Source organism: Pedobacter sp. (assembly GCF_965249885.1).
Taxonomy (GTDB): Bacteria; Bacteroidota; Bacteroidia; order Sphingobacteriales; family Sphingobacteriaceae; genus Pedobacter.
In genome coordinates this window covers 3,471,142-3,493,453 of sequence record NZ_OZ252254.1, presented here as the reverse complement: position 1 = coordinate 3,493,453, position 22,312 = coordinate 3,471,142, and the positions used below count along the sequence as shown (strand labels likewise).

The 22,312-nt window shown below is 38.2% G+C and carries 26 protein-coding genes; 17 read left to right on the top strand and 9 right to left on the bottom strand.

What is annotated here, in order from left to right; all coding sequences use genetic code 11:
* Nucleotides 1–62: 62 nt before the first annotated feature.
* Nucleotides 63–584, top strand: a complete 522-nt coding sequence (locus ACY2A0_RS14935) for an acyl-CoA thioesterase (protein ID WP_113635906.1) — start codon at nucleotides 63–65, stop codon at nucleotides 582–584.
* Between the two features lie 27 nt (nucleotides 585–611).
* Entirely contained in the window at nucleotides 612–1,814 is a 1,203-nt protein-coding gene (locus ACY2A0_RS14930; protein ID WP_461790268.1) for a cation:proton antiporter, read from the top strand.
* Here ACY2A0_RS14930 and ACY2A0_RS14925 read toward each other — a convergent pair.
* Together ACY2A0_RS14925 and ACY2A0_RS14920 are read right to left on the bottom strand one after the other, a co-directional pair.
* Nucleotides 1,795–2,331 (bottom strand): hypothetical protein, encoded by a 537-nt coding sequence (locus ACY2A0_RS14925; RefSeq protein WP_461790267.1) that lies wholly within the window; start codon nucleotides 2,329–2,331, stop codon nucleotides 1,795–1,797. The genes ACY2A0_RS14930 and ACY2A0_RS14925 overlap by 20 nt on opposite strands.
* An 86-nt stretch (nucleotides 2,332–2,417) precedes the next feature.
* A complete protein-coding gene (locus ACY2A0_RS14920) occupies nucleotides 2,418–2,822 on the bottom strand; it encodes an EVE domain-containing protein (RefSeq protein ID WP_461790266.1) in 405 nt (134 codons plus the stop codon).
* A gap of 425 nt (nucleotides 2,823–3,247) precedes the next feature.
* Here ACY2A0_RS14920 and ACY2A0_RS14915 point away from each other — a divergent pair, with 425 nt between their 5' ends.
* The 3 genes from ACY2A0_RS14915 (at nucleotide 3,248) to ACY2A0_RS14905 (ending at nucleotide 5,164) form a co-directional block, all read left to right on the top strand.
* Nucleotides 3,248–3,667, top strand: coding sequence for a helix-turn-helix domain-containing protein (locus ACY2A0_RS14915; protein ID WP_461790265.1), 420 nt, complete (start codon nucleotides 3,248–3,250; stop codon nucleotides 3,665–3,667).
* Between the two features lie 32 nt (nucleotides 3,668–3,699).
* Nucleotides 3,700–4,095, top strand: coding sequence for a VOC family protein (locus tag ACY2A0_RS14910; RefSeq protein ID WP_461790264.1), 396 nt, complete (start codon nucleotides 3,700–3,702; stop codon nucleotides 4,093–4,095).
* Between the two features lie 199 nt (nucleotides 4,096–4,294).
* Nucleotides 4,295–5,164 (top strand): EamA family transporter, encoded by an 870-nt coding sequence (locus ACY2A0_RS14905; RefSeq protein WP_461790263.1) that lies wholly within the window; start codon nucleotides 4,295–4,297, stop codon nucleotides 5,162–5,164.
* Nucleotides 5,165–5,224: 60 nt separating this feature from the next.
* Here the strand turns inward: ACY2A0_RS14905 and ACY2A0_RS14900 are convergent, their stop codons facing one another.
* On the bottom strand, nucleotides 5,225–5,575 hold the full coding sequence (locus ACY2A0_RS14900; protein WP_461790262.1) for a 4Fe-4S dicluster domain-containing protein: 351 nt from the start codon (nucleotides 5,573–5,575) through the stop codon (nucleotides 5,225–5,227).
* A 79-nt stretch (nucleotides 5,576–5,654) separates the two neighbouring features.
* On the opposite strand from ACY2A0_RS14900, the gene ACY2A0_RS14895 reads away from it, so the two are divergent.
* The 10 genes from ACY2A0_RS14895 to ACY2A0_RS14850 all read left to right on the top strand — a co-directional run bounded on the left by ACY2A0_RS14895 (nucleotide 5,655) and on the right by ACY2A0_RS14850 (nucleotide 16,387).
* Nucleotides 5,655–6,677, top strand: coding sequence for an acyl-CoA reductase (locus ACY2A0_RS14895; RefSeq protein ID WP_461790261.1), 1,023 nt, complete (start codon nucleotides 5,655–5,657; stop codon nucleotides 6,675–6,677).
* A gap of 174 nt (nucleotides 6,678–6,851) precedes the next feature.
* Nucleotides 6,852–7,055 carry a fructose-6-phosphate aldolase gene (locus ACY2A0_RS14890; protein ID WP_461790260.1) on the top strand — a complete coding sequence of 68 codons (204 nt, stop codon included), beginning with the start codon at nucleotides 6,852–6,854 and terminating at the stop codon, nucleotides 7,053–7,055.
* 12 nt (nucleotides 7,056–7,067) lie between these two features.
* Nucleotides 7,068–7,745, top strand: coding sequence for a cell division ATP-binding protein FtsE (locus ACY2A0_RS14885; RefSeq protein WP_461790259.1), 678 nt, complete (start codon nucleotides 7,068–7,070; stop codon nucleotides 7,743–7,745).
* A gap of 53 nt (nucleotides 7,746–7,798) precedes the next feature.
* A complete protein-coding gene (locus ACY2A0_RS14880) occupies nucleotides 7,799–8,014 on the top strand; it encodes a hypothetical protein (RefSeq protein WP_461790258.1) in 216 nt (71 codons plus the stop codon).
* Nucleotides 8,004–8,417 (top strand): putative toxin-antitoxin system toxin component, PIN family, encoded by a 414-nt coding sequence (locus ACY2A0_RS14875; RefSeq protein ID WP_461790257.1) that lies wholly within the window; start codon nucleotides 8,004–8,006, stop codon nucleotides 8,415–8,417. Before ACY2A0_RS14880 ends, ACY2A0_RS14875 begins: the two co-directional genes overlap by 11 nt.
* A gap of 63 nt (nucleotides 8,418–8,480) precedes the next feature.
* The gene (locus ACY2A0_RS14870) at nucleotides 8,481–9,116 is read left to right on the top strand and encodes a nucleotide exchange factor GrpE (protein WP_461790256.1); all 636 of its coding nucleotides are present in this window, start codon (nucleotides 8,481–8,483) and stop codon (nucleotides 9,114–9,116) included.
* A gap of 158 nt (nucleotides 9,117–9,274) precedes the next feature.
* A complete protein-coding gene (dnaJ, locus tag ACY2A0_RS14865; protein WP_461790255.1) occupies nucleotides 9,275–10,435 on the top strand; it encodes a molecular chaperone DnaJ in 1,161 nt (386 codons plus the stop codon).
* Between the two features lie 245 nt (nucleotides 10,436–10,680).
* Nucleotides 10,681–11,766 (top strand): efflux RND transporter periplasmic adaptor subunit, encoded by a 1,086-nt coding sequence (locus tag ACY2A0_RS14860; protein WP_461790254.1) that lies wholly within the window; start codon nucleotides 10,681–10,683, stop codon nucleotides 11,764–11,766.
* A gap of 21 nt (nucleotides 11,767–11,787) precedes the next feature.
* Complete coding sequence (locus ACY2A0_RS14855) at nucleotides 11,788–14,961, top strand: efflux RND transporter permease subunit (protein WP_461790253.1); 3,174 nt, start codon at nucleotides 11,788–11,790, stop codon at nucleotides 14,959–14,961.
* Nucleotides 14,954–16,387 carry a TolC family protein gene (locus ACY2A0_RS14850; RefSeq protein ID WP_461790252.1) on the top strand — a complete coding sequence of 478 codons (1,434 nt, stop codon included), beginning with the start codon at nucleotides 14,954–14,956 and terminating at the stop codon, nucleotides 16,385–16,387. Before ACY2A0_RS14855 ends, ACY2A0_RS14850 begins: the two co-directional genes overlap by 8 nt.
* A 68-nt stretch (nucleotides 16,388–16,455) precedes the next feature.
* Here the strand turns inward: ACY2A0_RS14850 and ACY2A0_RS14845 are convergent, their stop codons facing one another.
* Nucleotides 16,456–16,962 (bottom strand): hypothetical protein, encoded by a 507-nt coding sequence (locus ACY2A0_RS14845; RefSeq protein WP_461790251.1) that lies wholly within the window; start codon nucleotides 16,960–16,962, stop codon nucleotides 16,456–16,458.
* Between the two features lie 141 nt (nucleotides 16,963–17,103).
* Here ACY2A0_RS14845 and ACY2A0_RS14840 point away from each other — a divergent pair, with 141 nt between their 5' ends.
* Complete coding sequence (locus ACY2A0_RS14840) at nucleotides 17,104–17,829, top strand: DUF72 domain-containing protein (protein WP_461790250.1); 726 nt, start codon at nucleotides 17,104–17,106, stop codon at nucleotides 17,827–17,829.
* A 34-nt stretch (nucleotides 17,830–17,863) separates the two neighbouring features.
* Nucleotides 17,864–18,943 (top strand): AI-2E family transporter, encoded by a 1,080-nt coding sequence (locus ACY2A0_RS14835; RefSeq protein WP_461790249.1) that lies wholly within the window; start codon nucleotides 17,864–17,866, stop codon nucleotides 18,941–18,943.
* Between the two features lie 49 nt (nucleotides 18,944–18,992).
* On the opposite strand, the gene ACY2A0_RS14830 is transcribed toward ACY2A0_RS14835, so the two are convergent.
* The 5 genes from ACY2A0_RS14830 to ACY2A0_RS14810 are packed head-to-tail and all read right to left on the bottom strand — an operon-like array spanning nucleotide 18,993 to nucleotide 22,222.
* On the bottom strand, nucleotides 18,993–20,183 hold the full coding sequence (locus ACY2A0_RS14830; RefSeq protein ID WP_461791590.1) for a DUF3570 domain-containing protein: 1,191 nt from the start codon (nucleotides 20,181–20,183) through the stop codon (nucleotides 18,993–18,995).
* A gap of 14 nt (nucleotides 20,184–20,197) precedes the next feature.
* Complete coding sequence (locus ACY2A0_RS14825) at nucleotides 20,198–20,416, bottom strand: DUF4266 domain-containing protein (protein ID WP_113635880.1); 219 nt, start codon at nucleotides 20,414–20,416, stop codon at nucleotides 20,198–20,200.
* On the bottom strand, nucleotides 20,413–21,369 hold the full coding sequence (locus tag ACY2A0_RS14820) for an FAD:protein FMN transferase (RefSeq protein WP_461790247.1): 957 nt from the start codon (nucleotides 21,367–21,369) through the stop codon (nucleotides 20,413–20,415). The genes ACY2A0_RS14825 and ACY2A0_RS14820 overlap by 4 nt, the downstream gene beginning before the upstream one ends.
* Nucleotides 21,350–21,787 (bottom strand): thioredoxin family protein, encoded by a 438-nt coding sequence (locus tag ACY2A0_RS14815; RefSeq protein WP_461790246.1) that lies wholly within the window; start codon nucleotides 21,785–21,787, stop codon nucleotides 21,350–21,352. Before ACY2A0_RS14815 ends, ACY2A0_RS14820 begins: the two co-directional genes overlap by 20 nt.
* 12 nt (nucleotides 21,788–21,799) lie before the next feature.
* Nucleotides 21,800–22,222, bottom strand: coding sequence for a QcrA and Rieske domain-containing protein (locus ACY2A0_RS14810; protein WP_461790245.1), 423 nt, complete (start codon nucleotides 22,220–22,222; stop codon nucleotides 21,800–21,802).
* Nucleotides 22,223–22,312: the final 90 nt, after the last annotated feature.

Here is a 22,312-nt window from a genome sequence, read left to right as displayed (position 1 = left end):
AGGCCAATAGGTTTTACATAAAATTAATACAACAACTGCGTATTTTGACTAATTTAGCGGCCATGAGTTTGAATGTTAAAAGCCCAAAAGAATCGTTTACGGTAATGAACGAATTAGTGTTGCCCAATGATACCAACACGTTAAATAACTTGATGGGTGGTAGGTTATTGCACTGGATGGATATTGCAGCAGCGATTTCAGCACAGAAACATTGCAATAGAATTGTAGTGACTGCTTCGGTAGACAATGTTTCATTTAAGCAGCCAATTAAATTGGGCGATGTAATTACCATCGAAGCAAAAGTGACGCGGGCATTTAACACTTCGGTTGAAGTTAGACTTGACGTTTGGGCAGAAAATATTCCGTCGGGCACTAGAGCTAAATCGAATGAGGCTTATTACACTTTTGTTGCGGTTGACCAAAGTGCCAGAACTATTCCGGTGCCCGAGTTGAAGCCAGAAACTCCAGAAGAGATTGAACTTTATGAAGGAGCTTTACGACGCCGACAATTGAGATTAGTTTTAGCCGGAAAAATGCAACCTAACGATGCCCTTGAACTAAAAGCCTTATTTGCAAAAAATTAAATAGTTTTAACCTAAAGCACAATAAGTATGACCACCTATACCGTACTCATTATCTTAAGTGGACTAGTAATATTTTCATACTTATTTGATTTAGTGGCTAGTAAAACCAAGCTGCCATCGGTATTATTGCTTTTAGTTTTAGGTATTGGCTTAAGGCTTTTGGTCGATAAACTGCAGATTCACACCTATAATTTCCTACAAATACTTCCTACTCTAGGTACGGTTGGTTTAATCTTAATTGTATTTGAAGGCTCACTGGAACTAAAGTATGCCAAGGAAAAAAACAAGATAATTAAGGGCGCTTTTTTATCCGCTTTTATCATTCTAATTGTTACCGTAGCCGTCATTACCTATATCATTCATCAAATTACTGGCGCTGAGCTGTACGTTTGTTTCATGAATGCCATACCTTTTAGCGTCATTAGTTCGGCCATTGCCATTCCATCGGTTGCTAACATTAATAAAAAGAGTAAGGAATTTATTATCTACGAAAGTTCTTTTTCCGATATCTTAGGCATTATTCTATTCAATTTTGCGGTTTCAAATCAACAAATTACCGTTGGCTCCTTTGGCCAATTGGCAATCAATACCATACTCATTTTAATTCTTTCAGTAGTTGCTTGCGTTACGCTCTTGTATTTAATGGGCCGACTAAAACATCATATCAAGTTCTTTTTGATCATATCAATACTCATATTAATGTATGCTATTGGTCAATCTTTTCACTTATCGGCACTGATATTGATTTTATCTTTTGGTTTGTTCTTAAACAATGCGGAGGCCATTAAACATGCTTGGTTTCGTTCGGTATTCATTTATAAGAACCTATCCAATGATTTGACGCAGCTGCATCAGTTATCCGCAGAAACCGCCTTTATTATCCGAACATTTTTCTTCGTGATTTTCGGTTTCACGATGAATATCTATCAGCTGGACAACTTCATTTTAATTGCCAACGGACTGATTATTCTAGGAAGTATTTACGTGATACGCTTCGCCTACTTGTACTTCTTTAAACGAGAAAATACTGTTCCGGAAGGTTTTGTAACGCCAAGGGGCTTGATCAGCATTTTAATTTATTACAATTTGCCGCAACATTTGAAACTGATGGAAATTGGAACACCTTTTCTATTCTTAGTAGTGTTGGGATCCAGTTTGGTAATGAGTATCGGACTAATGTCTACCAAAAAGAAAGAATTAGACACGCTAGTTACCGAAGAAACACATTAATGGCGCTAAGGTGCTGAATTGGCTCAAAATTGTCCACGTATTTTTTTAGAAGGTGATAATGCTGTATAAAGTACTGCGTATCGCCGTTAACCCTCAATGTTAATTTTCCTCTAGTTAAGGTAGATACCGCCCCCACCACAGTGCCGGTTGCTGCTCCGGTTGCCGTTAGTAAAACAGTAAGTTTCGCCATATCTCCGCTATTCTCCCCGCTTTCATCTAACGACCAAATGGCGCCACCTAAACCCAAGCCAAACAGCGCTCCACTACCAATTGCCTCGAAAAATCCTAAGCCACGTTTTTTAATTTTTATTTTTTCAATATCGGCCGTCCTAAAAATGATATAGTTTCCTTTATAGTCTTCAATTGCAATGCCTTCGGCGTTTACTTTCTTGAGATGACCTTTAACTGTTTTGTAATTTTTAGAGGAAACTTTCACCTCATAATCGCCGACATTGCTCAACTGGGCGCACAATAGCATGGGAAAACAAGCTATCAAAAGCGTGAATAAAATTTTCATTTTTGTTGTTTGGTAATTTAGTCGCTAACAGAGCAATTGCAATGCCAAAACAAGTTCAAGTTGTAAACGCAATAATGGGCGGCGGTTTAACTGCCCATTTCCAAAATTTTATCGAATTCCGTAGCTTTCAAAGGCATTACTGATAAACGTCCTTGTCGCACTAAAGAAATGTCTTTTAATGATTCTTCCGTTTTAATCTGTTCTAAACTAACTGGATTTTTCAAAGTTTCTACCGGAGATAAATCGACAACCACCCAATTCGTGTCATCGGTGGTTGGATCTTGATAAAATTCTTTTACTACTTTGGCCACGCCTACGACGTTTTTGCCTTCATTACTGTGGTAAAACAGCACTAAATCGCCTTCTTTCATCGCTTTTAAGTTGTTGCGAGCTTGGTAGTTACGCACTCCATCCCAAAACGTCCTGCCATCTTGGTTAAATTTTTCCCAGCTGTATTTAAAAGGTTCTGATTTGACCAGCCAATAATTCATGTTTTATCTAAGTTTAAAGTTATTCTAGAGCATATTTACAACCTCTAAACCAAGGTTGGCGACAAATGTGGCGACAAAATTCAGGTTTATGAAACAGAACTATGTTTTCTATTTGACAACCACGAATTTCATCTCAAATTTTAGAACCGTTTTCGGATATAAAACCCCACTTTTTTAATACTATAATCTAAGCATCAAAACTAGCAAAAGTATATGAATAAGGAAAATTGATCTACGTAGTTATGTTTCTAAAACGCAATAAGTATCTCTAATTTCTTAGGCAAGGGTATGTTAATCTTTACAGACTTTCTGAAATGGGTTATTAAAAATTATTCTTCTTGCTTATTTATTAAATCATATTGACTTTTGTGGTTCTGCTTCCGTCAAATATAGGCCGTAACAATTTAGTAATAGCAGATAAAAATATGATTGAAGAAAGTAACACGTATTATTTTAAGCAAGCAGGCAAAGTGATGGACCATTACTATGCTAACAAAGGACAGCTTGATGCACTTATTGGAACACGAAAGTATATAAATGATCACTTTGATAAGGAATTGAACCTAGACTTACTTTCTGATGCTCGATTCACCTCAAAATTCCATTTGCTGAGATTATTTAAAAAGTACTACGGACAAACACCCAAGCAATACATCATTAGTAAACGCATTGAACTGGCAAAAGAGTTTTTAAAAAATGGAAAATCAATAACCGAAACATGTTTTGAAGTTGGTTTTGACAGTCCGAGTTCATTTAGTACGTTGTTCAAATGCCGTGTCGGACTAACGCCTACTGAATTTCAAAAAAGAGCAACTTTTACAAAGTTTGACAAATTTTCTTTTTAGAATTTTGAACAGTAAATTTTAAAATCTCAAAAATGAAAGTAAAAGTAACAAGTATTCCGGTTCAAGATCAAGAGAAAGCATTGCGTTTCTACACTGAAAAATTAGGCTTTATAAAAAAAGTGGATGTTCCGTTAAGTGAGGACAGTCGTTGGTTAACTATTGTAAGCAAAGAAGACCAAGAAGGTGTTGAAATATTATTAGAACCTGCACCAAATCATTTTGAGCCATCTAAAATTTATCAAAAAGCACTTTTCGAAGCAGGTATTCCTTACACACAATTCAATTCAGATAACGTACAGCAAGACTATGACAGACTCGTAGATCTTGGAGTTGAATTTAGCGTAAAACCAACGGCAATGGGAACCGTAAAAATTGCTGTCTTTAACGACACTTGCGGCAACAACATTCAAATTGTAGAGATGCTTTAAAAGGAAACTAAAGTTGTTAAACAAGGGGTTGTTTGGAGATAGTTTGAAATTCAGATATCAAATTGATTAAAATAACGCTCTCCCATCGTTAATTTTCTGATGAACTAATTCACGGCATAACTACATTGACTACAATAAAAATATTTCAACTAAAAGAATAATTGCAGCAAACAAATTAGCTTTGCAGAAAAAGAAGCAAATGAAACTCAAAAATATCCCTCCAGTGCCAGCCGTACTGTTAGCCATTGTAAGTGTGCAGGGCGGTGCAGCAATTGCAAAAGGGATATTTCCACTGATGGGTGCAACGGGTACCGCAACGCTGCGTATTGTTTTATCAGCTATTATTTTATTGCTCGCCTATCGGCCTCAACTTAATAAAATTTCTACGTCGCAATGGAAACTCATCATACCCTACGGAATTACCCTCGGAGCGATGAACCTAAGCTTCTACCTATCTTTATCTCGAATTCCGTTGGGATTAGCCGTTACTTTAGAATTTTTAGGCCCATTGGTATTGGCGATATCAAGTTCGAGAAAAGCATTAGATTTTTTATGGGCAATACTTGCAGCCGCTGGTATATTTCTAATTGCGCCTTGGAGCGTTGATAGCAAACTCGACTTATTAGGTACTGGCTTGGCCTTACTTGCAGGAACATTTTGGGCGGCCTACATTGTTATTGGTGGCAAGGTATCCAAAGTTATTGATGGTGGCCAAGCTGTTAGTGTTGGAATGGCGGTGGCCAGCTGTGTGGTTATTCCTTTTGCCCTCGTCGATGGAAGTTTCGCACAACTCAATTTCAAATTACTTGGATTAGGTTTGGCTATAGCACTGTTATCTAGCGCCATACCTTACACGTTAGAAATGAGCGCACTGAAACACATCCCAGCAAAAACTTTTAGTATTTTAATGAGCTTAGAACCTGCTGTGGCTGCAATTTGCGGAATTATATTTTTGAGCGAACACCTTGCAGCAAAGGAATGGGTTTCCATCATTTTAGTAGTCACTGCCAGTTTGGGAGCTACGCTGGTTAAGAGGAAAACAATTGAGGTGGCAGATGAAAAGCATTGAAAATAAAAAAGGAGATACGTTAAGCATCTCCCTATCAAATGATTTTGAGTATTTTTAGACTTAATTTTCTTGGTGCAACCAAGCTTTTTTAGCCAATAATTCTTCTTCTGTTTCACGTACGTCTTCATCATCCACACAGCAGTCAACCGGGCAAACCGCCGCACACTGTGGCTCATCATGAAAACCTTTACACTCAGTACATTTATCGGATACGATATAGTAAACTTCATCTGAAACTGCATCTTGTGCGGCCTCAGCGTCTATTTCCTTACCACCGAAATCAATAATGCCATCTAAACTGGTGCCGTCAGAAAATCTCCATGCGGTACCTGCATCGTAAATTGCGTTATTAGGGCATTCTGGCTCACATGCCCCACAGTTTATACATTCGTCTGTTATTTTAATTGCCATGTTTTCGTCTAATTCTAAATGCTAAGTTTAACTTTGCAGCGCAAATATAATACATAATCCGTTTAAAATAGTTCTAAATATGTCATCACTTGATAAAGCACAATTAATCTCCGCCTTTAAATCCTTAGGAAAATTCATGGCTCAGCCTAACGAAGCTTTTCAAGCTACGATCTATTCGGCCAGTAACGCCAATGCGTGGTTTACCTTAGAAGAAGTGGACAAATCGGTAAAAGCATTAGCGGAGATGCTAAATGAGCAAGATTTAGAGCATTGGTTTAAGGATATCGAAATTAATCCATCACCCAAAAAAGTGGGGTTAATACTAGCAGGAAACATCCCGTTAGTAGGTTTTCATGATGTGATGTGTGTATTAGCAACTGGCAATATCGCTCAAATCAAGTTATCTTCATCGGACAATAAATTACTGCCATTTGTATTAAACCATTTGGTTGAGTTACTGCCAGAATTAAAAAGCAGAATTGTATTTACTGAGCAACTGAAAGATTTTGATGCGGTTATAGCGACAGGAAGTAACAACACGTCCAGATACTTTGAATATTATTTCGGCAAGGTGCCAAATATCATTAGAAAGAACAGAAATAGCGTAGCCGTTTTAACTGGCAATGAAAGCGAAGCAGAAATTAAGCAACTAGGTCACGATATTTTAGATTATTTCGGAATGGGCTGTCGTAGTATTTCTAAAATTTTCATACCAAAAAACTACGATATCAAATTCTTTTTTGAGCCTTTGGAAGATTTTCAACCTATCATCAACCATTTCAAATACAATAACAATTACGATTACAACAAATCCATTTATTTAGTAAACCAACAAAAACATTTTGACAACGGCTTTTTGTTATTGAAGGAAGATGAAGGTCTAGCATCACCGCTGGCTGTACTTTATTATGAAACTTTTGATGCGCTGGAAGAAGTATCGGATAAACTGAACCAACAAAGAGAACATATTCAATGTGTTGTAGGAAATGTAGCTTTGAGCAATTTGACCGTACTTGGGTTTGGCCAAAGTCAGCATCCAAAGCTTTGGGATTATGCAGATAATGTGGATACTATTCAGTTTTTAAATGGGATTAGGGATTAGGGGGAATTTTATTCTGTATAGATTGTTTTTGTTGAACTGCTAAATTGTTTTTTGAACGTTGTTGTCAATCTGCTCTTCTAATTACACTCCTACTTGTCGCGATTATCAATTTACGCTGCACTTTTCACTTTTTACTTTTTACTTTTCACTTCTTAAACCTTACTTTTGGAATTCATGTATATTATCAAAGTTAAAGGCATAGCCAAAATACCAGATTACGTACAACTTAGAGATGACAAGTTTACGCTCCTAGCCTATTTCAGGGTAGATAGACCAGACAAATCATTGGAAAAGTTGGGCTTTGGTGATCATCAGGAAAAAATTATGAACATCATCAATGATCTTCCTTTTGGACAGGTCACTAAATTGGAACTTTAGAACGAAAGAGCAATGGAAAATGTAATTAACCTTAATAATGTCGATGTTTTTCAGCAAAAACATTTAGTGCTATCAAATGTAAATCTTAACGTTGCTAAAGGCGAGTTTGTATTTTTAATCGGCGCAACTGGTTCTGGAAAAAGTAGTTTGCTAAAAATCCTTTATGGTGACTTACATATTGGAAATGGAGAAGGAAGTGTTGCCAATTTTAACCTTAAAACCTTATCTGACAAAGAAGTTCCCTATCTAAGAAGAAAATTAGGAATTGTTTTTCAGGATTTTCAATTGTTGGGTGATAGAACCATTGAGCAAAACTTAGAATTTGTTTTAAAAGCAACTGGCTGGAACGACAAAAACTTGATTAGTGAACGTATTAAAGATGTGTTGGAAAAAGTTGGCTTACGTTCTAAAATCAAAAAAATGCCTCACGAAATGTCGGGCGGCGAGCAGCAACGTATCGTAATTGCAAGAGCTTTACTGAACAATCCAGAAATTATATTAGCTGATGAGCCAACAGGTAACTTAGATCCAGAAACATCAGAAGAAATTGTGCTGCTATTGAAGCAAATTAGCCAAAGTGGAACGGCCGTTTTAATGGCAACACACGATTATCATATCATCAGAACTTTTCCTTCTCGTATCATTAAATGCGAAAACGGATTGATCCATGAAGATGTGCAGATTGCTTAAAAACACCCTCAAGTAACTAAAGATTAAGCACTATTTTTATTATTTTTGATGTTATGGATAGTTTAAAAATAGAAATCATAAATCCTAAGGCTGTCAAATTGTTACAAAACTTGGCAGACTTGAATCTCATCACGATAAAAAAAAATACTTCTAAAAATAGTTTTGCTGCTATTTTGAAAAAACTTAGAGCAAAATCTAAGTCTGCTCCTACTCTTGATGAAATTTCCAAAGAAGTAGATGTAGTTAGAAGCAGGCGTAATGGCAGGTAAAACCACTAGAGTTATTTTAGATACTAACTTGTGGATAAGCTTTTTGATTACGAAAGACTTTTCGAGGCTAGATGAAATCGTATTTTCAAAAAAATGCGTCATAATTTTCAGTGAAGAATTACTCGATGAATTCATAGAAGTTACAAAACGTCCTAAGCTTAGGCGTTTCTTTTCGCCATCAGACGTTGAAGATATTATTGAGGTTTTGCAAGAGTATGCAGAATTTGTTACCGTAAAATCAAATATCAGAGAATGTAGAGATGAGAAAGATAATTTTTTACTCGCTTTAGCGGCAGATGGAAAAGCTGATTATTTACTAACTGGAGACAAGGATCTTTTAGAAATCAAAAAGTTTAGAAAAACAACTATTTCTACTATATCTGATTTCCTTGACACCAAATGATCTGCTGACAAAATTTTAATTTACAGCCATTCTGTTAGTTGTACTTGACGCAAAACTGACAGCATGGCTGTTTTATTTGTGTTGGCAAAACTTTTGTTCAGACCAAAAAAACTATTACACATGTTTAATAAGAAGAAAAAGGAAGAAGAACCTGTAATGGAGACGAACGTAACTGAAGAAAATTTAGAAAATATCCCTACTGAAAATACAGAAGAAAATACCGAAACCGCAGAAGTAAAAGAAGAACTTTCTGTAGAGGAAAAATTAAAAAACGACGTAGCGGAACTGAACGACAAATATTTACGCTTATTTGCCGAGTTTGACAACTTCAAACGTCGTACGCAAAAAGAACGTGTTGATTTGCTACAAACAGCTGGCAAAGATGTGGTAGTTTCTTTGTTACCTGTTTTAGATGACTTTGAGCGTGCCTTAAAATCGACAGAAAATGCAACTGACGTGGCACCTGTTCGCGAAGGTATCCTATTAGTACAAACGAAATTGAAAAGCATTTTAAGCCAAAAAGGGCTAAAAGAAATTCAAAGCATCAATACAGAGTTCAACACAGATATTCACGAAGCAATTACTCAAATTCCATCTCCAACAGAGGAACAAAAAGGAAAGGTGATTGACGAACTGGAAAAAGGTTATACGCTTAACGACAAAGTTGTTCGTTTTGCGAAAGTAGTAGTGGGAGCATAATAAAAATTTTGAATGATTAAGTTTTGAATGATTGAATAACATGACAATCCGAGAGCTAAATCATTAATAAAGAAAATTTGGAATGATTAAGTTTTGAATGATTGAATGATATAACATTTAGTCATTTTCTCATTCAATCATTCAATCATTAATAAAAAATGAGCAAAAGAGATTATTACGACGTGCTTGGCGTTTCCAAAAGCGCATCGGCGGAAGAGATAAAAAAGGCTTACCGTAAGCTGGCAATCAAATATCACCCGGATAAAAATCCTGATGATAAATCTGCTGAAGACAAATTCAAGGAAGCTGCCGAAGCCTATGAGGTTTTAAGTAGCCCGGAGAAAAAACAGCGCTATGATCAATTCGGACACGCAGGTGTAGGCGGCGCTGCTAGCGGAGGCTATGGCGGTGGCGGCATGAACATGGAAGATATCTTCAGTCAGTTTGGGGATATTTTTGGTGGTGGCGGTAGTCCATTTGATAGCTTTTTTGGCGGTGGCGGACAATCAAGAGGCGGCCGTAGGGTAGCTAAAGGATCTAATCTTCGTATTAAAGTAAAGCTAACATTAGAAGAAATTGCCAACGGTGCCGAGAAAAAAATCAAAGTGAACAAACAGGTAGTTTGTAAAACTTGCGATGGCAGCGGAGCAAAAGATAAAGGATCAGTAAGTACTTGTAAAACTTGCGGAGGTAGTGGTTCCGTTCGTAGAGTGACTAATACCATATTAGGACAAATGCAAACTACAGCAACCTGTCCAACCTGCCATGGTAGCGGTCAACAAATTACTTCTAAATGTAACGCTTGCCACGGCGATGGTACGGTTAGAGGTGAAGAAACGATTTCTATTAACATTCCAGCTGGCGTAAGCGAAGGGATGCAGTTGAGCATGGCTGGCAAAGGTAACGCCGCTCCTAACGGTGGTATTCCGGGTGATTTAATCATTTTAATTGAAGAAATCCCTCACGAAACCTTGAAACGCGAAGGAAACAATGTGGTTTATGATTTACATGTGAGTATTCCGGATGCGGCTTTAGGTGCAAGCGTTGAAGTACCAACCATTGATGGAAAAGCGAAAATTAAAATTGAACCTGGTACTCAAAGTGGCAAATTGCTTCGTTTAAAAGGAAAAGGTATTCCAGAAGTGAACTCTTACCACCGAGGTGATCAGATTATCCACGTCAACATTTGGACACCAAAGGCCTTAAATAGTGAAGAAAGAGCCTTATTGGAAAAACTGAGGGAGTCGGCAAACTTTAAGCCGCAGCCCGGTAAAGGCGACAAAAGCTTTTTCGATAAGATGAAAGAATATTTCGAATGATAAAATCCCGCTTAATGCGGGATTTTTTGTTTTTAAGCCATTTTAAACTTTATTTTTTTACACAATGCTGTAATACGGCTAACATTTTTGATTCAATTTTCCTTTTATGAAGGTTAGCTTCATATTTCTTCATTAAAACTTCATGGTTGTGAAATTATTTTTGACCGCAACAAAGAAAACCACTGCAAAATCTCAACAGCAAGTTTTCTTTAATTTTTAACAACTAGGTAAATAATAATAACACAATGAAGAAAAATCTAATGCTCGTAGGTGTATGTACCTCCGTCCTATTTTATTGCAGTTGCTCCGGTAAAAAAGAAGAAGAAAAAGAAGAAAAAACCAACTACACTGCCACAAGTCCTTTAACACTTGACACCTCTTTCACTAAAGAATATGTGTCTCAAATTCGCTCTGTTCGCAACATTGAAATTAGAGCGCAAGAAAAAGGTTTTCTGCAAAACATCTATGTAGATGAAGGTCAGAATGTAAAAGCCGGACAGTTACTTTTTAAAATTATGCCTAAAATGTACGAAGCTGAAGTGCTCAAAGCACAAGCTGAGGTAAAGGCGGCAGAAATTGAATTAGCTAACACTAAATTATTAGCCGATAAAAATGTAGTTGCGCCAAATGAATTGGCCATGTCCAAAGCCAAATTAGCTCAAGCAAAAGCCGAAGAGTCGTTAGCTAAGCTTCATCTATCTTTCACAGAAATCAGAGCGCCTTTTGATGGCAAAATTGATCGCCTACCAAAAAAACTAGGAAGTTTAATTGATGAAGGCGAGTTGCTAACCACGCTTTCTGATAACAGTCAAATGTTTGCGTACTTTAACGTTTCAGAGCCTGAGTATCTTAACTTTCAGCAAGCGAAATCTAAAAACAACACCAATGTGAGCCTAATTTTAGCCAATGGAGAAATCTTGGGGAGCAAAGGCAAAGTAGAAACTATTGAAGGTGAGTTCGATTCTGAAACTGGTAACATCGCTTTCAGGGCAAAATTCCCAAATCCAAATCAGTTACTACGTAATGGCGAAACAGGAAAAGTACAAATGGTAATTCCTTTGAAAAATGCTTTAATCATCCCTCAAAAAGCTACTTACGAATTACAAGATAAAATATACGTATTTGTGATTGATAGCAAAGGTGTGGCCAAATCCAAAGAAATTAAAATTGGTGGAGAGCTTCCAGATTTATATGTAGTAGCAAGTGGCCTACAGCAAGGCGAAAAAATTGTGTTTGACGGCGTTCAAAAAGTGAAGGACGATGAGAAAATCAACTTCAAGTTTATTGAACCTAAACAAGCGCTAAGCCAATTACAATTAAAAGCAGAGTAGTAGCCATTTTCCTTAAAAATTATGTTTAGCAAATTCATCAAACGACCAGTGTTGTCGATAGTGATATCGCTGGTTATCGTATTCATAGGGGTATTGGCGCTCGTTGGCCTACCCGTAACACAGCTTCCTAATATATCGCCTCCTATGGTAAACGTAGTGGCCGAATATCCTGGAGCAAACAACGAACTTTTAATTAAAGCCGTAGTAATTCCGTTGGAAAGAGCCCTTAACGGGATTCCGGGAATGAAATATATGACTTCGGATGCGGGTAACGACGGCGAGTGTTCCATCCAGTTGGTTTTTAACTTAGGTACCAACCCCGATCAAGCTACCTTAAACGTACAAAACCGCGTTGCCGCCGTAACTAACAAGCTTCCTCCCTTGGTAATTAGAGAGGGGATAAAAATTAGTCGTGAGCAGCCTAACATGCTAATGTATGTTAACGTTTTTAGTAAAGATCCGCACATGAACGAAAATTTCTTGTACAACTATGCGGATATCAATTTACTACCAGAGCTAAAACGTGTGGATGGAGTAGGTTTTGCAGACATTTTGGGTAACCGTGAATATGCAATGCGTATTTGGTTAAAACCCGATAAAATGCTGACTTACAAAATATCTTCGGAAGAAGTTTTAGAAGCATTAAACAATCAAAGTTTAGAAGCATCTCCAGGTAAAACAGGTGAAAGTTCGGGTAAACGTTCCGAATCGTTCGAATATGTATTGAAATACCCAGGGCGTTTTACCAACGAGGATGGTTACCGTAATATCATCCTAAGAGCAAGTGCGAACGGCGAAATCCTACGTTTAAAAGATGTTGCCGATGTAGAATTTGGCAGTTCCATGTACGATTTGTATTCGCACATCAATGGTAAACCTTCAGCAGCTATTGTGCTAAAACAATCTTATGGCAGTAATGCACAGCAAGTAATCGAAGATGTGAAAAAGAGGATGGAAGAAATCAAAGCGACTTCTTTCCCTAAAGGCATGGATTATGAGATCAGCTACGACGTATCTAAATTCTTGGATGCATCTATCGAAAAAGTGGTACACACGCTAATTGAAGCATTTATTTTGGTGGGTTTAGTGGTATTCATCTTCCTTGGCGACTGGCGTTCTACTTTAATTCCTGCGATTGCGGTTCCAGTATCATTGATAGGTTCCTTCGTATTCATGCAGTTTTTCGGCATTACGCTAAACCTAATCACCTTATTTGCTTTGGTACTTGCTATTGGTATTGTGGTTGATGATGCCATCGTGGTAATTGAGGCCGTCCACGCCAAGATGGAAGCCGATAAGCGATTGTCTGTGTTAAAAGCAACGCAGTTAGCTATCAGCGAAATTGGTGGTGCTATTGTAGCCATTACCTTTTTGATGGCTTCTGTATTCATTCCGGTTGCATTTATGTCAGGTCCTGTGGGTGTGTTTTACCGACAGTTTTCCATCACCATGGCCACCTCAATTATCCTTTCAGGTATTGTAGCATTAACTTTAACGCCGGCTTTATGTGCCATCATGTTGAAGAAGCATAACGCACATCATCAACATAAAAAATCGATTATTGATAAAGGACTAGACGGCTTTAATAACTGGTTTTACCGATTAACAGGTCGCTATCAAACATTAATGACCAAAGTAGTAACCCGCCGTGTAGCGATATTTGGAGTACTTGGCATTTTCTGCGTGGCTACTTACTTTTTAAGCAGTACCATTCCTTCGGGATTTATTCCTAACGAAGATCAAGGGATGATTTATGCGATTATCCAAACGCCTCCAGGATCAACCTTGGAAAGAACCAATCAAATTTCAGAACGACTGGAGAAAATTTGCGAGGAAATTGAAGGTGTAAAATCTGTATCGGCGCTAGCTGGTTACGAAGTACTTACTGAAGGAACTGGATCCAACTCGGGTACTTGTTTGATCAACCTTAAGGATTGGAAAGATCGTAAAAACAGTGCGCAGGACATCATCAAAGAGTTAGAAGAAAAATCCAAAGATATTCCGGGTGCAATGGTAGAGTTTTTCCAACCTCCTGCCATCCCAGGTTACGGTGCAGCTGGTGGTTTCGAGCTTCGTTTATTGGATAAAGCGGGCAGAAACAACTATGTAGAAATGGAAAAAGTGAGCAAGGACTTTGTTAAGGAATTGAACAAACGCCCTGAATTACAATCGGTATTTACTTTCTACAGTGCCAGTTTCCCTCAATACATGCTTAACATTGATAATGACAAAGCGCAGCAAAAAGGGGTTACTCCTGAAAAGGCACTGGAAACTTTGTCTGATTTAATTGGTAGTAACTACGAAACCAACTTCATCAAATTTGGTAGGCAGTACAAGGTAATCGTGCAGTCACTGCCTCAATACAGGGCTTTACCTGCTGACGTGATGAAACTTTACGTGAAAAACGAAAAGGATGAAATGGTGCCTTTCTCGGCCTTCATGACGATGCAAAAAGTGTACGGTTTGTCGGAAATTACACGTCACAACATGTATAACTCCGCCGAAATCAACGGGTCTGCGGCAGCTGGTTACAGTTCTGGACAAGCATTAAAAGCGGTTGAAGAAGTGGCAAAGAAAACGCTTCCTAGAGGTTATGGCATAGATTGGGCTGGTATTTCAAAAGATGAGAGCAATCGTGGTAATGAGGCAATTTATATCTTCTTGATCTGTTTAGGTTTCGTTTACTTGGTACTTTCTGCACAGTACGAAAGTTTCATTTTACCGTTGGCCGTTATATTTTCATTGCCAGTGGGGATTTTCGGAGCGTTTCTTTTCCTTAAGTTATTCGGCTTAGAGAACAACATTTACGCCCAAGTATCGATGGTAATGCTTATTGGTTTGTTGGGTAAAAATGCGGTGCTAATTGTAGAATTTGCTTCTTTAAAACATGCCGAAGGAAAATCAATACTTGCCTCAGCTATGGAAGGTGCGGTAGTGAGGTTCCGCCCTATCTTGATGACCTCTTTCGCCTTCATCGCTGGTTTAATTCCTTTAGTTTTCGCTAGCGGCCCCGGTGCCATTGGTAACAGAACAATTGGTTCGGCAGCAGCCGGGGGTATGCTCCTAGGAACTGTGTTTGGCGTAATTGTTATCCCAGGATTGTACTACGTATTCGGCACTATTGCCAGTAAACGTAAACTGATCAAAATTGAAGAAGAACATCCGTTAACCGAAGAAATTGAAGGCAATGTATAAAAGAAATCAATATAAAATATGGGGATTTGCGTTGTTATGCATGGCATATTCAAGCTGCAAAATTCCAGCTATTGTTCAAAAAAATGAGAACAAAAGCACACCAAATACTTATGCCAATAGTGGAAGCGATACCACAAACTTGGCTGCAATAAAATGGAAAGATTATTTTAAAGATCAATACCTGACCAACCTGATTGATACCGCTTTAAAAAATAACCAAGAACTGAACATCACTTTACAGGAAATTGAAATAGCGAGAAGTGAAGTAAGGGCAAGAAAAGGCGAATTGTTGCCTTCGGTTGGTATTAGAGCTGGCGCTGGACTTGAAAAAGTGGGGAGATACACCAGCCAGGGAGCGGGCGACGCAACTACTGAAATTGAGCCTGGAAAAGAAATGCCAGATCCCCTACCCGATTTTATGGGCGGATTGTATGCCAACTGGGAAGTTGATGTTTGGCATAAATTGCGTAATGCCAAGAAAGCCGCTTACACTCGTTATCTGTCTTCCGTAGAAGGAAAAAACTTCGTTGTAACTAACTTGGTAGCAGAAATTGCAAATTCTTACTACGAACTTTTGGCATTGGATAATCAATTGGCTATGGTACGTAAAAACATAGAACTACAAAGCAATGCCTTGGAAGTAGTGAAACTGCAAAAGGAAGCGACTAGGGTAACAGAATTGGCAGTACGCAAATTCGAGGCTGAGGTGCTAAGTTCAAAAGGTTTAGAGTACCAAATTGCACAGCAGATTACTGAGAGAGAAAATAAAATCAACTTTTTATTAGGGAGATATCCGCAGCATATTGCTAGAAATGTAAACAGTTTTGATAGTGTAACGGATCAGTTTCCAGTGGGTATTCCTTCACAATTGTTGGCTAACCGACCAGACATCAAACAAGCGGAACTGGATTTAATTGCTTCGAAGTTGGATGTTAAAGCGGCTAAAGCGCAGTTTTATCCTTCCTTCGGGATTACTGGCGCTATTGGTTTTCAAGCGTTCAATCCGTCCTATTTAGTAAAATTCCCAGAATCAATGTTGTATTCTATTGCTGGAGATATAGCAGCGCCGTTAATTAACAAGAATGCTATTAAAGCAAGCTATTTCGCAGCTAACGCTAAACAGACGCAAGCGGTATATCAGTATGAGCGCACTATTTTGAATGCTTACATAGAAGTAGCTAATCAAATGGCGAGCATTGGTAACCTGAAAAAAACTTACGATTTAAAAGATAAACAAGTGCAAGCACTTAACCAATCTATCAACATATCAAACGACCTGTTCAAATCGGCAAGGGCCGACTATTTAGAGGTATTGATGACCCAAAGAGATGCCTTAGAAGCTAAACTGGAGTTGATAGAGACAAAGAAACAGCAACTTAATGCAATGGTAAAAATTTACCAAGCGTTAGGTGGCGGATGGAATTAATTAGTTTAGAGGTTTTACTAATTAATTATTTACTAGTTGAGAGGTCCCGAAAATTTTCGGGACCTTTTTTATTGTACGCTTAGATAGAACAGGTTTGGCACAAAAGCACTTATTTCGCCTGTTTCAGCTGTAGCAGCAGCATGATCTACCGCTAATTGCTGTACCTTATATTTCAATTTTTCATCTAACGTTATTTTTAACTTTAATTGCTTCGCACCTACCTGCAACGTGAAAAGTTGTTGATCGTTTTCAGCAGCTATTTTTAAAATATCCGAAGAATGCAATTGATAAAAGTTAAACATTTGGTTACCGTAAGAAAATGGTGCTCTTAAATAGAAATTCACATTCTTCTCCACTTGAGTAGCATCTGAATAAAAGAGTTTAATATCCTTAGCTAAATAAGCCCCCTGATTGTTGGGATTTAATAAGTCGGATTGATTAGCATCTTTCAATACTAAGGTTAAGGTTGGCAGCTGCACCGGCGAACAGGCGCATATCGGATTGGGATCATCAATCTTTTTACAGGCTAAATTAACTGCAAAAATAAAGCTTAGGGCAAATAAAAACTTCTTCATAAATCTTCTTTAAGTATAGTACCTATACGTTAGCAAAGTAGATATCGCTACAAATGGAAGGCGTAATTAAAAAATATCCTCTTAAAGTAGAATGAACCAGCGAACCAATAAACAATTCAACTAACAAACTGTTAAAATAGCATGAAATGGCGTATTGGATGTTCTGGATTTTACTACAGAGAATGGAAGGAAATATTCTATCCAACCGGATTGCCGCAGAAAGATTGGTTCAAGTTTTACTGCGAGAATTTTAATACGATAGAAATCAACGCTACCTTTTACAAAATGCCAACGGAAAAATCATTGAGCAAATGGTACAATGATAGTCCGGATGATTTTCTATTTACGCTAAAAGCACCAAGGCTAATTACTCATTACCGGCAATTAAAAAATTGTACCGACGATTTAAATCGATTCGTAGAGATTAGCAATAATGCCATTAAAGAAAAATTGGCCTGCATCCTATTTCAATTTCCGCCACTATTCAGTTATACCGAAGAACGCTTGGAATTACTGCTCAACCTACTTCATCAAATTCCACAACCTGTAGTAGAGTTTAGGCATCCATCCTGGTGGGATGCCAATATCTATCAGCAGCTTACAAAAGCTGGAATTGTATTTTCAGGGCAAGATCACCCTAAAAACCTGCCCATTGATGTAGTGGCCAACCTTCAAACCGTTTATTACCGTTTCCATGGCAACCCAGTACTTTACAAAAGCAAATACACCACCGCTGAACTCGAAAAAGTTGTGGAACAAATACCACCTACCAGCGATCAAGTATTCATCTATTTTAACAACACTTGGGGATCAAGCGCTATCCAAAACGCCAAAGAGCTAAAAGAACTGATCCATCATCACAGCTAGAACATTATTGCCAATTTAGATGTTTATGTTGCTGATGGAAAAACTTCAACAAAGCGTTTACGTACTACTGCTATTTTCATTTGGCTTTGCTGGCCTCTACTTTGCAGGTCCGTTTCTAATTCCTGTGGTATTATCGGCGGTGCTGGCAATGCTTTTTATCAGGTTATGCAACTATTTCGAAAGCAAAAAGATCAGCCGGGGAGTGTCGGCTTTACTTTGCATGTTAATTTTTGTGTTTTGCATTGCCTTAATAGCCTTATTACTTTCCATACAACTTTCAAGTTTGGCCGAAAACATTGATGAAATGAAATCGAGGCTTTATGCTTTATTCAATAATTTGAGGGATTGGATCAATCAAACGGTAGGCATCGACAAGAAACAACAAAAGGAAATCATCAGCGGACAAGGAGACAGTGCAGGAAGTATGCTGCTTGTATTTGCTTCTTCAGTGATGAGCCTAGCGGTAAATACAGTGCTGGTTTTGGTGTATATGTATTTGTTCTTACTTTACAGGACGCACATTAAAAAATTCATCCTAAAATTAGTAGCTAGAGATGAAAAAGCAGAAACCGATTTGGTAGTACATAAGGCAGGAAAGGTTTCACAAAAATACCTGAGCGGATTAGCAGCAATGATTGGTTTATTGTGGGTGCTTTATGGCATTGGATTTAGCCTAGTTGGTGTAGAAAATGCAATTTTCTTCGCAGTGCTTTGCGGCTTGCTCGAAATCATCCCCTTTGTGGGCAATTTAACCGGGACGAGCATTACCGTTTTGGCAGTAATAGCACAAGGAAATGGCAACGATAAAATTATTTGGGTACTGCTCACTTATTTTGTGGTTCAATTCATCCAAACCTACATTTTGGAGCCTTTGGTAGTTGGCGAACAAGTAAATATCAACCCGCTGTTTACCATTATGGCTATTGTTTTAGGGGAGATGATTTGGGGAATTGCCGGCATGATACTCGCCATACCATTAATAGGAATGGTAAAAATCATCTGTGATTATCATCCTAATTTACAGCCTTACGGTTTTTTAATTGGACCCGAAAATCCAAAGAAGCAAAAAACTTCGGTGATTGATTATTTTAAGAGATTGTTTGGTAAAAAATAGCAAATAAAAGCACCTGAAAAAGCTATGCGCTATCTCAGGCGCTTTATGATTACTTAAAGCCAACCGCTAAACTTAAGATATTGGCATTTAAGCCGTTGGTTCGTTTGTAGTAACCGTACCTAATTTCAGCTGTTTTAATTCTGCTGACATTGAAAAGTCCTTTGGGCGGAGCAAACCTTAAGCCCGCTCCAAAAAAGTTGCTATCAAATTTCGATAGATCGTAATCACTTGTAAAATAAGTTTGCGCTAAAGTATGCTGCCTAAATGGAGCAAAATACTGCGATTGATTTTGCGCATAAAACCTGTAAAATGGACTAAGCGAGAAAAATGGTGTAATTTTTATCGGCAATTCAAGTTCTGCGCTATGTCCACGAATGCCCCAATTATCGGTGTAAAAACGATAGAATGAACGCACTATAAACTTGTCGCCAAAGAAATAATTGGCTCTCACACTAATCGGTAACTTATATCGACTACCGGGCAAATTTTCAGATTTAAGCGTATTATCCGTAAAATAAACTCGCTGGTACTTTGTAGCTAAAAGCCCCTCTTGATACCCCGGTTCCGTGGCAAATACCATTTGAAAATTCTTACTGATGATTTTACTCAATGACATAAAAACACTGAACGAATTCCTGGGGCTACTTTGATGATTATCCTGTGGAGAATTTCGCAATTCAATAGGCAAAATCACTTTCCAAGTATCTAAAAAAGCTTGTGCTTTGATGTTAAACTCCAAATTTTTATCTGCAGAACTTTTGGTAAAACCGATGGCACCACCGAACGATTGATAATCATATTCTGTCGATGCAGATGCAGTAATGTCAAACCTAGTTCTTTTCGCTTCATTTTCAATGCCCCAAGAAAGCGATGGGTAAATTCTCACATCAGAAGAAGATGCAGACGAAATAGTAGTAGGATCTATTTTATCAGAAGATGCAGAAGTATAAGTATCCACACCTAATTCAAAACCAAAATGATGCTTGATGTTAGGATTTCTGCTGTAGCGGGAAAGCTTAATATTGATGGTATTAGCTAAATCGGTCAGATGCTCTGTACCTATCCCACCAGTCACCGCAGAATTGTTGCCATCTTGCTGGTAATAACCCGATACTAAATTTACTTCATCTACTTTTAACTTTCTTGAACGATAAGCGGAGGTATCAACCTTTGTTTGCGCAAAACTTGCAGCCAGTGCAAAATGCATGGCCACAACCACCAATGGGATAAACTTTTTCATGTCAGTAAATTTGTTTAGTTACAACCACAACCACCACCGCTTTTTCCTCCATTGGCACCAGAAGAACCTTCGCGATAAAGTTGGAAATTTTGTTCGAATTTTTGTGCCTGTCTGGCCGAAAGCTCCATATCAGCATCGTTAAGTTTCGCCTTTTGATAGGATTTAACTGCTGAGCAGCTAGTTAGCGCCATCCCCAATAGAGAGATAGCAGCAATGATAGATAGTTTTTTCATCTGAGTGAAATATTTTTGCTGGTGTGTATTTTTCCCTGCTCATCGATAATGATACAGGCCATATTTTTCATTTGGTTGATTAAATTTAAGCCTACCTCAACGCCCATCACCATTACGGGAGTGGTCATTGCATCGGCTAGTTCGGCAATGGGGCAAATCAAAGTTACGCTGGCAATGCCGCTTGTTGGGTAACCTGTTTTTGGATCAATGGTATGCGAATATTTCTTACCATCAATCATGGCAAATTTTTCATAAGTTCCAGAGGTCGCAATTGCCATATTGCTAATATCCAACCATGAAAAAGGTTTATCTTTAAAAAAAGGATCAGCTATCCCCGCTGTCCATGATTTTCCAGTAGGTTGTGTGCCCCAAGTAATTAAATCGCCGGCAGCGTTAATGATTCCGTTATTAATACCATTAGCCAACATCACTGCCTTTGCCCTGTCGGCCGCATAACCCTTGCCAATGCCACCAAATCCAATGCGCATGCCTTCATTTTTAAGATAAACAGTGCTATCGGCCTCATTTATAATTACGTTACGATAGTTGATATTAGCTACAGCACTTTTCGCCGTTTCCTTATCTGGCAGTCGGGTCATCTGCTGATTAAAATTCCAAAGGTTCTTGTCTAAACCTCCGTAAGTGATGTCAAAGGCACCATCAGTAAGTTCAGCTATGCGTAAGGAGCGTTGTATCAGCGCCAAAACCTCAACATCCACTTTCACAGGTTTTACACCAGCGTTAGCATTAATTTGGTTCACTTGGCTATCAGCGCTAAACGTAGTAAACAGGCGCTCAATTCGCTGCACTTCGGCAATAGCTTTTGCGATACCTACCTCGGCAACAGCTTCAGGTACACTTGCAGCAGTAAATTCAAAACGGTTTCCCATCAATTTTACTACCTCGGTGTGCACTTTATACTGTGTACCCAATTTACTTTCCTTTAACAGCATCGTTTATTTCGGCAATAAATTTATCTACACCTTGCTCCTGAAAACCAACCCATTTTTTAACTACTTTTCCATTAGCGTCAATTAAAACCGTTAAAGGAAACTGACCGTCTTTATTGTAAACATCTGCCAACTCTTCATTTTTTTTCACTTGATCTGCAGGCAATTTATTTTTCTTTAACCTAGGAAAATCCGCCCTAAGCAAAACCAAATTTTTATCGGCATAAGCTACGAACGCCTGTGTATCAAAAACTTCTTCCTTTAACCTGATACAAGGGCCGCACCAATCAGAACCCGCAAAATTCACCAGTATCAACTTATTCTCCAGCTTGGCATTTTGCTTTGCCACATCTAAATCGGTTTGCCATTTTGCCACTGGAGCAAGACCAATGATCAGTAAAAAACTCAAAAGAAGTTTCATAATAACTATTAATTAAGAGTAAACGCGTAAACTAGTTCCTGTTAAGGCGGTATTGTATTGTTTCAAAGCTTTGCTTGCCGGTCCATTAGTTACCGCACCAGCAGTTGAAAATGTGGCGCCATGATTGGCACAGTAAAACCTGTTATTGGCTGATTGGAAAACTACATTATAACTTTCGTGGGTACAGGTTTGCGATACCGCAACGAAATTGCCAGTGGAGGTTCGTGCTACAATGACGCCTCCATAATATACGTAGCCACCATTGTTATTGAGCGCAGTATACGCAGACTGGCTTAGATCAAGGGTGAAATCAACATTTGAAGGCCCATCGGTTGAGGAGGAATCACTGCTTTTTTTGCAACCAGCTAAACAACCAGCAAACATAATAGTTGCTGCGCTTGCTCCCATTAGTGATAAAAATTCTTTTCTATCCATGATTTTAAAGTTTAATGATTAAGGTAGTTTCGTGTGAATCAAAAATTAAAATGAACATCGATAAAATTGCAAGATGTATCGACAATCAAG

Coding starts and splice junctions, on each gene's coding strand:
- ACY2A0_RS14900 (WP_461790262.1), bottom strand. CDS start 5,575: ATGGCAATTAAAATAACAGACGAATGTATAAACTGTGGGGCATGTGAG.
- ACY2A0_RS14935 (WP_113635906.1), top strand. CDS start 63: ATGAGTTTGAATGTTAAAAGCCCAAAAGAATCGTTTACGGTAATGAAC.
- ACY2A0_RS14810 (WP_461790245.1), bottom strand. CDS start 22,222: ATGGATAGAAAAGAATTTTTATCACTAATGGGAGCAAGCGCAGCAACT.
- ACY2A0_RS14830 (WP_461791590.1), bottom strand. CDS start 20,183: ATGAAAAAGTTTATCCCATTGGTGGTTGTGGCCATGCATTTTGCACTG.
- ACY2A0_RS14920 (WP_461790266.1), bottom strand. CDS start 2,822: ATGAATTATTGGCTGGTCAAATCAGAACCTTTTAAATACAGCTGGGAA.
- ACY2A0_RS14885 (WP_461790259.1), top strand. CDS start 7,068: ATGGAAAATGTAATTAACCTTAATAATGTCGATGTTTTTCAGCAAAAA.
- ACY2A0_RS14835 (WP_461790249.1), top strand. CDS start 17,864: ATGGAAAAACTTCAACAAAGCGTTTACGTACTACTGCTATTTTCATTT.
- ACY2A0_RS14840 (WP_461790250.1), top strand. CDS start 17,104: ATGAAATGGCGTATTGGATGTTCTGGATTTTACTACAGAGAATGGAAG.
- ACY2A0_RS14910 (WP_461790264.1), top strand. CDS start 3,700: ATGAAAGTAAAAGTAACAAGTATTCCGGTTCAAGATCAAGAGAAAGCA.
- ACY2A0_RS14925 (WP_461790267.1), bottom strand. CDS start 2,331: ATGAAAATTTTATTCACGCTTTTGATAGCTTGTTTTCCCATGCTATTG.
- ACY2A0_RS14890 (WP_461790260.1), top strand. CDS start 6,852: ATGTATATTATCAAAGTTAAAGGCATAGCCAAAATACCAGATTACGTA.
- ACY2A0_RS14850 (WP_461790252.1), top strand. CDS start 14,954: ATGTATAAAAGAAATCAATATAAAATATGGGGATTTGCGTTGTTATGC.
- ACY2A0_RS14845 (WP_461790251.1), bottom strand. CDS start 16,962: ATGAAGAAGTTTTTATTTGCCCTAAGCTTTATTTTTGCAGTTAATTTA.
- ACY2A0_RS14930 (WP_461790268.1), top strand. CDS start 612: ATGACCACCTATACCGTACTCATTATCTTAAGTGGACTAGTAATATTT.
- ACY2A0_RS14820 (WP_461790247.1), bottom strand. CDS start 21,369: ATGCTGTTAAAGGAAAGTAAATTGGGTACACAGTATAAAGTGCACACC.
- ACY2A0_RS14860 (WP_461790254.1), top strand. CDS start 10,681: ATGAAGAAAAATCTAATGCTCGTAGGTGTATGTACCTCCGTCCTATTT.
- ACY2A0_RS14855 (WP_461790253.1), top strand. CDS start 11,788: ATGTTTAGCAAATTCATCAAACGACCAGTGTTGTCGATAGTGATATCG.
- dnaJ (WP_461790255.1), top strand. CDS start 9,275: ATGAGCAAAAGAGATTATTACGACGTGCTTGGCGTTTCCAAAAGCGCA.
- ACY2A0_RS14825 (WP_113635880.1), bottom strand. CDS start 20,416: ATGAAAAAACTATCTATCATTGCTGCTATCTCTCTATTGGGGATGGCG.
- ACY2A0_RS14880 (WP_461790258.1), top strand. CDS start 7,799: ATGGATAGTTTAAAAATAGAAATCATAAATCCTAAGGCTGTCAAATTG.
- ACY2A0_RS14895 (WP_461790261.1), top strand. CDS start 5,655: ATGTCATCACTTGATAAAGCACAATTAATCTCCGCCTTTAAATCCTTA.
- ACY2A0_RS14875 (WP_461790257.1), top strand. CDS start 8,004: ATGGCAGGTAAAACCACTAGAGTTATTTTAGATACTAACTTGTGGATA.
- ACY2A0_RS14905 (WP_461790263.1), top strand. CDS start 4,295: ATGAAACTCAAAAATATCCCTCCAGTGCCAGCCGTACTGTTAGCCATT.
- ACY2A0_RS14915 (WP_461790265.1), top strand. CDS start 3,248: ATGATTGAAGAAAGTAACACGTATTATTTTAAGCAAGCAGGCAAAGTG.
- ACY2A0_RS14870 (WP_461790256.1), top strand. CDS start 8,481: ATGGCTGTTTTATTTGTGTTGGCAAAACTTTTGTTCAGACCAAAAAAA.
- ACY2A0_RS14815 (WP_461790246.1), bottom strand. CDS start 21,787: ATGAAACTTCTTTTGAGTTTTTTACTGATCATTGGTCTTGCTCCAGTG.